Raw genomic sequence first — 8,714 nt, forward strand, 5'->3', positions numbered from 1 at the left:
CGGCTTGCCCTTGGGCGGGTTCGCCAGCAGGTCCGCCACAACCCCGGCGAGTTCGTTGACGTCCGCACGGAGGACGCCGATCCGCTCGTCGTGCTCCAGGAGCAGTTCTTCCGGGGACGGGAGCACCCCGTCAGCGTCGACGCCCGCCGGACCGTCCTCCACAGGAAGACGCTCCGGCGCGGTTCCCGGCCCTGAGCCCGGGGCTTCGTCGTCAAACGGCGGTGTCGTCTCTTCCGGTGCCGGTTCGTCATCAGGGAACGGAACGCCGTCGTACGGGTCCTGGCTCACGCGCTGATCCTTCCGGTCATCCGCTCGACGGCCTTGCGGTCCTGGGCGATCTGCTCACCGTCCGGCCGGTCCCAGTACGGGATCAGGTCAACCACGGCGGGCCGGAGGTTGGAGTAATGCATGAACCCTTGGCCCCTGTCGAGCTGCTGGATCTGGTGGGCCAGGATCACCGGACGCTCTTCCTCGCTGATGGTCGTGGAGGTGCCCGTGCGGCCCCTGGACGTGGACGTACGGGTCTTCGTGGTGGGGCCGGCCGCTTTGGCGATGGATTCGAGCTCGTCGATTTCTTCCAGCCCGGGAAGGAACATCCGGATCGAGGAGGTGCCGCGGATGGCCTTGGCGCCTTCGACGCCCCAGCGCGCCCGGTTCTGTGCGAAGGACTGGCTGAAGCCGACGATCCGGATCCCGCGGCCGCCGGAGTCCGACAGCGCCGCTGCCATTTTCGGGAACGCGGCCACGTTCGGCGCTTCGTCCAGGACCATGGTGAACACCGGCCAGAGCCGGCCACCGGCACGGCCCTGGGAGATCTTCTGGGCCTTGCGGAAGATGTGGTCGGCGAACATGGTCACGAGCGGGGCCACCGGGGAGTCTTCCCCGTCGGTGACCAGGTGCAGGGTGTTCGCGCCGGCAAGGAACGTTTCCACGTCGAACCCTTCACCCTGTCCGGGGGTGAGGAAGCGCAGCGCCTTGGGCGAGGACAACGGCTCCAGCAGCCCGGCCAGGGTTTCCTGGATCGAGTCCACGGTTTCCCCGGCCCGGGAAGAGGTCAGCGCCTGCAAACGGGCGGCGAACGCGGCCGGTGCTCCGTGCTCGCGCAGGATCTCCATCGGCTCGGGGTCGGAGAAGTTGTTGGACCAGCGCACAACGTCTTCGATGTCTCCGCCGTCCAGTGCCGCGGCGTGCAGGAAACGGCCGAGCACGGCCGCGGCCTTGGAATTGAACCAGTCGCCGTTCTTCACATCCCCCATGGGCTGCGCCCCGGCCCAGGCCTTGCCGCGGGCCAGGGCTTCATCGGGGTCCTCGCAGCCGGCCACCGGATCCCAGCTGATCGACTGGGACCACCCGGAAATGTCCTGCAGGTCGAACACTTCGACGGTGCCCTGCTCCCGGCGGCGCAGGGCCGTGAGCTGGAGCAGGTCGATCTTCGTCGAGGTGGTCAGCACCGGGCCGGGGGCATCGATGACGATGCCGACTGCCAGCCACAGGGTTTTGCCTGATCGCTGGGGCGCGTAGACCCACATCGAGTCTTCGTGCTGGACGTACAGGACGTCCCCGTCCAGCTTGCACAGGGCCACGATGATGTCTTCCCCGGAGGCGTCATCGGGCAGCGTGAGCGCCTGCCGGGCCTGCTGCAGGGCTGCTTTGCGGCCCATCCGGTGCTCCAGGTCCTTGTACCGGGGAAGTCCGTTGTCCTCAGGCTTCGCGCCGAAGACTGTCATGGACAACCAGAGGGCCCCAAGGAACGCGGCCAGGAGCAGGACCACCAGGATCCAGGTGGACGCCGCCGGCCAGTGGAAGCGGCCGGCCCTGACGGTTGTGCCCAGTTCCGCCGGGTTCCAGGAGATCGTGCCGGTGGGTGTGAAGAACTCCCCGAGCTCCAAGGCCAGAAACGTACAGAGCAGCAGCACGGCGGCGCCACATTAACTGAGACAAACCCTGGAAACCCGTAGGTGGCCAGGTAAGTTGCGAAACTGGCCAACTAAATTGAGACAGGACTGTCCCGTCTCACCTAACTTGAGGCAGAAGACGGCGAATTGGCGCGGTTGCCTCAACTTGGATGAGAAAAATGCCGGGTTTTGTCTCATCCAAGTTGAGGCAAATAGGAGAATTCCGGCATCGGCTGATGGTCCAAGAACCCTAGAATCACGGGAGATTCGGCCTGGTGCCTTAACTGTAATTAGACAACCACGGCTAATGTCATCTGTAGTGAGATTTCCTCAACTTAGATGAGACAGGACCAAGGACGCCCGAAACAGGGAAGCCTTAGACCCCCACTTTCCAGTTACAGCTTTACATAAGGTCCATAGTGGGTATCCGGTTTACTCAGGTAGACAGAGTGGATGCCCAGATTTGCGTTGAACGCTGACGTTCCGGGAGTCTCAGGAGTGGTTCCGCGACGAACGGGCCTGTTTTTGGCTACCTGTTTGAGCGCCGTTGGCACAACCTGAGCTAACCGGATACCCACTAGGTCCATTATCGGCAAAACGTACAAAATGAAGAGACTGTACAGTTTGCCTTGGTTTTGTATAGATTGGCTCCATGAGCGAGATGACCCTGACTTCCGCGCGCACGCACCTTGCCGAGGCCGTCGATGCAGCAAGAATGCAGCACGATCCTGTGTGGCTGACCAAGCACGGCAGGCGGCTTGCAGCGGTAATCGACGCCGAAGACCTGGACCGGCTGTTGCAGGCGGCCGAAGATCTGGAGGATCTCCGCGCGGTCCAGGCCGCACGCGAAGAACGCGCGGCCGGCGCAGAACCCATACCGTGGGATGAGGTCAAGGCGGACCTGGGCCTGCTGTGAGTTACGAGGTCCGGGTTGACCAGGCAGCACTGCGGCAGTTGCGCAAGCTCGATCCCCAAGCCAGGCAGCGGGTCGGTGCGGCCATCGAACTGCTGTCCGAGAATCCCCGGCCGCCAGGGGCGAAGAAACTTGTCGGAGGCGATCGTGAATGGCGCGTACGGACCGGTGACTACCGGATCATCTACGAAATCCACGACAACGTCCTAACCGTCCTCGTCGTGTCCGTCGGAAACCGCAGGGACATTTACAAGAAACGCTAAGGATCCGAACATGGCCCGCATCGGCCTCATACGGCGAACCAGCTGTCAGTGGGTTTGAACAACTCTGGCCCGAGGGCCGCTCCCCTGATTGACGAAATCACGGTTATCGGCCAGTTCCGCGCTTTTCACGCTTATGTACATTTCGGCGCAGTCTTGGCTAAAATTGGGTCATGAGTGAGATGACTGTGACTGACGCGCGGAGCCGCCTCTCGGAGGCGGTCGACACGGCCCGGGTGAGCCACGAACCGGTGTACCTGCTGCGCCGGGGCCGCCGCGTGGCCGCGCTGATCGACGCCGAGGATCTAGCCACGCTGATTGAGGCCGCCGAAGATCTGGAGGATCTCCGGGCGGCGAACGCGGCGCGGACCGAAATGGCCGACACCGGCGCAGGCCCGGTGCCGTGGGAGGAAGTCAAGGCGGAGCTGGGCCTCGCGTGAGCTATGCCGTGCAGGTCGCGCCGGCCGCCCTCCGGCAGTTGCGTAAGCTGCCGCCGGACGCCCGCCGGCGGATCCAGGCCGCCATCGAACTCCTAGCCGAGACGCCGCGTCCCCCGGGCGCGAAGAAACTCGCCGGAAGCAGCGGCGACTGGCGCGTCCGCACCGGGGATTACCGGATCATTTACGAGATCCGGGACGCTGAGCTGATCGTTCTGGTTGTCGCCATGGGTCACCGGCGGGACATCTACCAGCATTAGGCAGGGGCAAAACCGGCATGTGCGGCGCTTTCAGACTGCCGAGGAGCAGGCGGCGAGGGCGCGGTTCACGGCCTCAACGTCCAGGAAGTCGGGGTCGTACGGTTCGTCGGTGCCGATGACGCCGGCTACCCATTCGGATACTTCGACGTGATCCGGGTGGGCTGGGTCGGCAAGGACGTCCAGTATCTCCTCGTACCCTGGGAAGCCTCCCGAATCTTCAAGCGGGCCGCGGCGGGCGCCGGCGATCAGCCGTGCCGGAGGATCGGTCTCGTTCCGGGCACGGCGGCCGACCACGTCAAGCCTGTGAAGCCAGCTGTCGCCGAAGTCGTACTCGTAGAACGCGCCCCCCGATCCCGCGGCGAGAAGCTGGTCCAGCGAGCAGTCCTCCTCCGCCAGGTCGGTAGGTTCCTCGCACCACTCCGCAGGAAGCCACTGCACGGGTTCGGGTATCTCTCCGTCAACCGGACGCAGACGCCCGAAGGGATCGCCGGCGGTAAACCGGTGCAGATGCGCATCCTCCCAACCAAACGCCGCCTGCAGGACCTCGTGGACGTGCCCCAGTGACAGTGAACCAGCCAGCTCCAGCAAGCGCCATATCTCGGGATCGCATTCCCTCAGGCGCACGCGGACCTCCAAAATGGAGTCCGCACCGTCCTCGGCTACACGTTGTTCCATACAGGCGTGCGGATACAGAAGCCGGCCTGGGTGTAGCCTGAGGTGCGCCCTTGGAAAGGTCGTTCTGCCATGTTCTCGAAGCGAACGACATCTCACGACCCGGGGATGTGAGACGGATGACTAGACGCAACCCTGGCTCTGGGTATCGCGGACCAGAACGTCTCGCCCCCTGTCGACGGCTCGCCCGTGGATGTCCCGACGTTCTCTGGCTGATTCAGTCCTGTTGGGGAAGGACTATGCCCGTCTTTTCTGCCGGCTCGACGGCGGCGACGTGATCCTGACCGGCGAGGGCGTCACGCATGCCTTGATCGTGAGGCAACAGGCCAATACCGATCAGACCCCAGTCCTGAGCCAGGCCTTGCTGGAGGAGCGAGTCGAGGTAGCAGGCCTGGTGCGCTCGGTGGAAACCCCCAACCCCGATATGAGCGATGCCCGGGGTGATGGCGCTGCGGTCATAGTCGGGCACGGTTACACGAGGGTCAAGCCCGGTCAGGGCATCTGAGCTGAGTCGGGTCATCACTCCAGGTCTTCCATCAAGCAGGTTAAGGACAGCTCGATTATGAGCAGGAAGCGAGAGGAACTGCACGCCCGAATGGGCGCCTTCAAATGCCCGGTTCGTGCCCGACTTGGAGACCTCGAAATTGCGGAGCCGCAAGGGGGTTGCAGCAACCGCCCTGAGCGAACGGACAGGCTCAGATACGCAGAACCCGCGGACCCAACGCCTCGTAGCGCTTGGCCTCGTGGACAGAAAGGCCCTGGTCGGTGACGATGGTTTCGAAGTCGGGGACCATGGCGAAGCGGCAGAAGCTGCTGACGCCGAACTTGGTGTGAGTGCCCACCAGCACGCGCCGGCGTGACTGGTTGACAGCCGCGGTCTTGATGGCGGCCACCGCCGGGTCCGGTGTCGTGAGTCCGTGTTCGCGGGAGATCCCATTAGCGCCGAGGAACGCCACGTCGATCTGGAGCTCGCAGAGCATGCGCAAGGCCCAATGATCTACAGTGGCGAGGGTGCGCCCGCGCATCCGCCCGCCCAGGAGCAGGACTGTCACGCCAGTGCTGGAGGCGAGGGCCTGAGCTGCCGGCAACGAGGCTGTGACGACCGTGAGCCGGGCAACGGAGGCGAGTTCCTCCGCGATGAGCCTCGGCGTGAAGCCCTCGTCGAGATAGACCGACTCGGCACCGTGCAGCAATGCTGCCGCGGCCGAGGCGATGCGGCGCTTCTCTCGCACATTCGCACTCGCCCGGTACCCGGCATCAGACTCGAACCCGGTGGTCTCCACCGCCACAGCACCCCCGTGCACCCGGCGTAGCACACCCCGGTCGACCAATGCGCGCAGGTCCCGGCGGGCGGTCTCCACGGCAATACCGAAGGTGGACGCCAAGCCAGCCACGTCCATCTTCCCCTCCGCACGAGCCAGGTCCAGAATTCTGAGCTGACGTTCCTGTGAGTCCATACAACTATTGTGATGCCCACACGGGCCGCTTCTGCATCAGATCGTGTCCCGTCAACAACCTCATGACCCGCAACAACTAGCCGTACGTCATCGTCCGAGCACCCCCGGACAAGCGCTCTTGAAGACGAGCTCCGGCAAGAGAAGGGCATTGCCTTTCGTGCAGCCGAGGAGTTCGGCGTAACCTTTGACTCGCGGCCTTCCAATGCCATGCAGCCGCGAACTGTTCCGACCACGGCCCGACGGAATCGCCGCCTAACGTCCATACTGAACGGCCGGCGCGTCGCCGGTAACGACCCGCGGTCCTGCCAACACCGCCGCCATCAGGGAGGAACGGCTTCTGGCCGTCCTTGAAGGCCAGAAGTCATCTTCACACGGCCCCGCCAGTACGACGGGGTGTATCGGGGGCTCCCCGAAGTTGTGGACAGACACGTCAGCATCAGCGAAGCGGCCGGGCGGGGGTCGACATCGATAAAGACTTCCGGACCTCACCCATGAAGACCCCCTCAGTGCTGTGACGCACAGCTGCTAATCCCCGCCCGAGGCCTATTCGCTCGATCCGTTGGCACGCGAAACGACGAACCTGAGCCTATGCGGTTTGATGCCTACGGCCCACGTATCGAGGGCTCACAGCTCACGATACGGGCGCGACGACGTCGCGGCCCCAGCAACCGGACCTCTCCACATTCCACCTACGGAGCGACGATGAGAGAACGACGTGACTGCATGCCGCAGGGCTCAACAACCATCGGGTTTATCGCCGATTCGAATACGGGCCGCCGAGTTCATGCTTTCCGGGGAGGCATCAACATCCGCAGGCTGGGCGGCGCAGCTAGGTTGACTGAACTCACTCTGCCGTACCCCAGCCTCTGCGATGCCCGAAATACCTCCGGGAGCTCCTCGGCCCGCCACACTGCGAAATCCCCTTGGATACAACGTCCAGGACGAGCCCACTTCCGAAGACGAAGGGGACTCGGCTGCGCTCAGCAGCGTGCCTATCTTAGGTGGACGGTCTGGCAAACCTGGCCAGCGAATAGCCATATGCTTCCGTGGAAAGCGTGCCGCCGGGATCCCCGACTTAACACCGTTACGCCCGGATCGAGATCAGATCCGGGCGGACCGGTGGTGGGGGGTGAGACTGCCGTGGAGCACCACGGATGCGGCGCCCAACGCGGCGACGTCTTGCCCGGTACCGCCGAGCTCAACGGAGACGTCGTGCACTCCTCGAGTGAACGATGCATGCCGAAGGAGTGTTCTCAGCTCGGCCACGTACCGCTGTCCCATAGTCGCGAAGCCGGGTCCGGTGAGCTGGATCCGATCCAGGTCTAGAACGTTGTTTAGGCCGAGTAGTGCGGTGGCGACGCTGTGCACGGATCGGGCGATCAGCTCCTCAGCTTGCGGCAGACCGTCGTCGAGCCCGGCGACAACTCGCCTGTAGACAGCGGCCTGGTCCGGGGCGCCGCCGTCGCCGAATAGTTCCGCCAACTCCGGGTCGGCGAGGACCTGGCCTACGATGCCTCGGGGTGTTCCGACGGTTTCGAGGCAGCCACGCGACCCGCACCAACACTCGAGTCCATCGGGTTCCACGACGATGTGTCCGATCTCGCCGGCATTGTCCGATGAGCCTCGGAATATCGCCCCGCCGATCACGATGCCGGCGCCGATTCCCTGGGCCATGTACACCGTCATGAAGTCGCGCGTCGCGTCCGTGCCTCCGGACCAGAAGGTGCCGAGAGCGACGCAGTTCGCGTCGTTTTCGATGATGGCCGGGATGCCGCACCGAGCTTCGAGTTCGGCCGCAGTGTTGAAGCGTTCCCATTTCCTTGCCACGAGCGGATCGGCCCCCCAGCCGAGGGGGCCGCGGCGGCGACCACTGGAGGCGACGCCGATGCCCATGATCGATTCCGGCTGGATGCCACGATCCTCCAGGAGCTGGCGGACGGCGTCGGCGACGCGAGCAATAACCTTCGGCGGGGGTTCGGCGCCCATCCCGGGGATATCGACGCGCTCAATCAGCGTCCCGCTGAGCCCACAAAGTACGATGACGATCGTCGGGATGCCGAACGCCACGCCGACAGCGTAAAGGACCCCGGTGTTGAGCTTGAGAAGAATCGGACGCTTGCCTCCGGTAGACCGGCCCTGGCCCGCCTGGATAATGATGCCTTCGGAGAGCAGCTCCTTCACGATCTTTGAGATCGTCACCTCTGTGAGGGAGGACTGCTGGGCGAGCTCCACCCTTGAGATGCTTTCACTCGAGCGGATGAGGTCGAGCACTGCGCTACGCGTCTCGGCGTAGGACCGGCCTTTAAGTCGGCGCGGAGAGATCTCTGTCATGATGCCATGCAATTTACACCACGCGAACGCTGCCGGCGCATCTCCATCCGGAACAATCCGTTCCTTCGGTGCCGGACGCGCGTACCTGCGAAACCCGCCGGGAGCGGCCCGCCTGAGCGGAGACGGCTCTCCTGAGTTTCCTCGTAATTCGATTTCCCGGCGCCACGTCCCCTTATCCGGACTCGGGGCGTGGGCGGCTTCCGTAATCTCCGCGACGTCATCTCAATACTTTCTTAACTAACTATTGCAAAGTGGTGAGCTTCATCATATTCTTTTTTGGAAGACGCCGCTGGTGGCGTCGGCCCTGCGGGAGATGTTCTCGCTCAGACGAGGGCCTGAGGATTGGAGACAAGGGTGTTTCAAACAAAGAGTCGACTGATTCGTTCGGTCGCAGTGACAACGGGTGTTCTGGTCGCCGGCGCACTCGCGTTGAGCGGATGTTCGGCCCCGGCAGCGTCCAACGATGGAGGATCGGCGACGTCCGGGAGT

The 8,714-nt window shown here is 64.0% G+C and carries 9 protein-coding genes and 1 pseudogene; 5 read left to right on the forward strand and 5 right to left on the reverse strand.

What is annotated here, in order from left to right; translation table 11 throughout:
- Positions 1-288: pseudogene (locus KNN17_RS21565) on the reverse strand (hypothetical protein); the annotation flags it as partial.
- On the reverse strand, positions 285-1,916 hold the full coding sequence (locus tag KNN17_RS21570; protein WP_241710891.1) for a type IV secretory system conjugative DNA transfer family protein: 1,632 nt from the start codon (positions 1,914-1,916) through the stop codon (positions 285-287). The pseudogene KNN17_RS21565 and the gene KNN17_RS21570, both read right to left, overlap by 4 nt.
- A 631-nt stretch (positions 1,917-2,547) precedes the next feature.
- Here KNN17_RS21570 and KNN17_RS21575 point away from each other — a divergent pair.
- The 4 genes from KNN17_RS21575 (at position 2,548) to KNN17_RS21590 (ending at position 3,765) form a co-directional block, all read left to right on the forward strand.
- Entirely contained in the window at positions 2,548-2,811 is a 264-nt protein-coding gene (locus tag KNN17_RS21575) for a type II toxin-antitoxin system Phd/YefM family antitoxin (protein ID WP_241710893.1), read from the forward strand.
- Positions 2,808-3,071, forward strand: coding sequence for a type II toxin-antitoxin system RelE family toxin (locus KNN17_RS21580; protein ID WP_241710895.1), 264 nt, complete (start codon positions 2,808-2,810; stop codon positions 3,069-3,071). The genes KNN17_RS21575 and KNN17_RS21580 overlap by 4 nt, the downstream gene beginning before the upstream one ends.
- 170 nt (positions 3,072-3,241) lie before the next feature.
- Positions 3,242-3,508 (forward strand): type II toxin-antitoxin system Phd/YefM family antitoxin, encoded by a 267-nt coding sequence (locus tag KNN17_RS21585; RefSeq protein WP_241710898.1) that lies wholly within the window; start codon positions 3,242-3,244, stop codon positions 3,506-3,508.
- Positions 3,505-3,765, forward strand: a complete 261-nt coding sequence (locus tag KNN17_RS21590) for a type II toxin-antitoxin system RelE family toxin (RefSeq protein WP_241710900.1) — start codon at positions 3,505-3,507, stop codon at positions 3,763-3,765. The genes KNN17_RS21585 and KNN17_RS21590 overlap by 4 nt, the downstream gene beginning before the upstream one ends.
- A 30-nt stretch (positions 3,766-3,795) precedes the next feature.
- Here KNN17_RS21590 and KNN17_RS21595 read toward each other — a convergent pair whose 3' ends face one another.
- Complete coding sequence (locus tag KNN17_RS21595; RefSeq protein ID WP_241710901.1) at positions 3,796-4,440, reverse strand: plasmid pRiA4b ORF-3 family protein; 645 nt, start codon at positions 4,438-4,440, stop codon at positions 3,796-3,798.
- Positions 4,441-4,630: 190 nt separating this feature from the next.
- Here KNN17_RS21595 and KNN17_RS22740 point away from each other — a divergent pair, with 190 nt between their 5' ends.
- Positions 4,631-4,942: a hypothetical protein gene (locus KNN17_RS22740; RefSeq protein ID WP_372489720.1), complete on the forward strand. Its 312-nt coding sequence runs from the start codon at positions 4,631-4,633 to the stop codon at positions 4,940-4,942.
- A 190-nt stretch (positions 4,943-5,132) separates the two neighbouring features.
- On the opposite strand, the gene KNN17_RS21605 is transcribed toward KNN17_RS22740, so the two are convergent.
- Positions 5,133-5,894 carry a DeoR/GlpR family DNA-binding transcription regulator gene (locus tag KNN17_RS21605; protein ID WP_241710903.1) on the reverse strand — a complete coding sequence of 254 codons (762 nt, stop codon included), beginning with the start codon at positions 5,892-5,894 and terminating at the stop codon, positions 5,133-5,135.
- A gap of 1,101 nt (positions 5,895-6,995) precedes the next feature.
- Positions 6,996-8,225 (reverse strand): ROK family transcriptional regulator, encoded by a 1,230-nt coding sequence (locus KNN17_RS21610; RefSeq protein WP_241710904.1) that lies wholly within the window; start codon positions 8,223-8,225, stop codon positions 6,996-6,998.
- Positions 8,226-8,714 lie beyond the last annotated feature (489 nt).

Origin of the sequence: Arthrobacter bambusae (assembly GCF_022606295.1) — a bacterium.
In the GTDB taxonomy this organism is placed as follows: domain Bacteria; phylum Actinomycetota; class Actinomycetes; order Actinomycetales; family Micrococcaceae; genus Arthrobacter; species Arthrobacter bambusae_A.

Bases quoted from the DNA above. Each gene is read 5' to 3' on its own strand.
- KNN17_RS21605 (WP_241710903.1), bottom strand. From the start codon at position 5,894: ATGGACTCACAGGAACGTCAGCTCAGAATTCTGGACCTGGCTCGTGCG.
- KNN17_RS21595 (WP_241710901.1), bottom strand. From the start codon at position 4,440: ATGGAACAACGTGTAGCCGAGGACGGTGCGGACTCCATTTTGGAGGTC.
- KNN17_RS22740 (WP_372489720.1), top strand. From the start codon at position 4,631: ATGTCCCGACGTTCTCTGGCTGATTCAGTCCTGTTGGGGAAGGACTAT.
- KNN17_RS21575 (WP_241710893.1), top strand. From the start codon at position 2,548: ATGAGCGAGATGACCCTGACTTCCGCGCGCACGCACCTTGCCGAGGCC.
- KNN17_RS21610 (WP_241710904.1), bottom strand. From the start codon at position 8,225: ATGACAGAGATCTCTCCGCGCCGACTTAAAGGCCGGTCCTACGCCGAG.
- KNN17_RS21585 (WP_241710898.1), top strand. From the start codon at position 3,242: ATGAGTGAGATGACTGTGACTGACGCGCGGAGCCGCCTCTCGGAGGCG.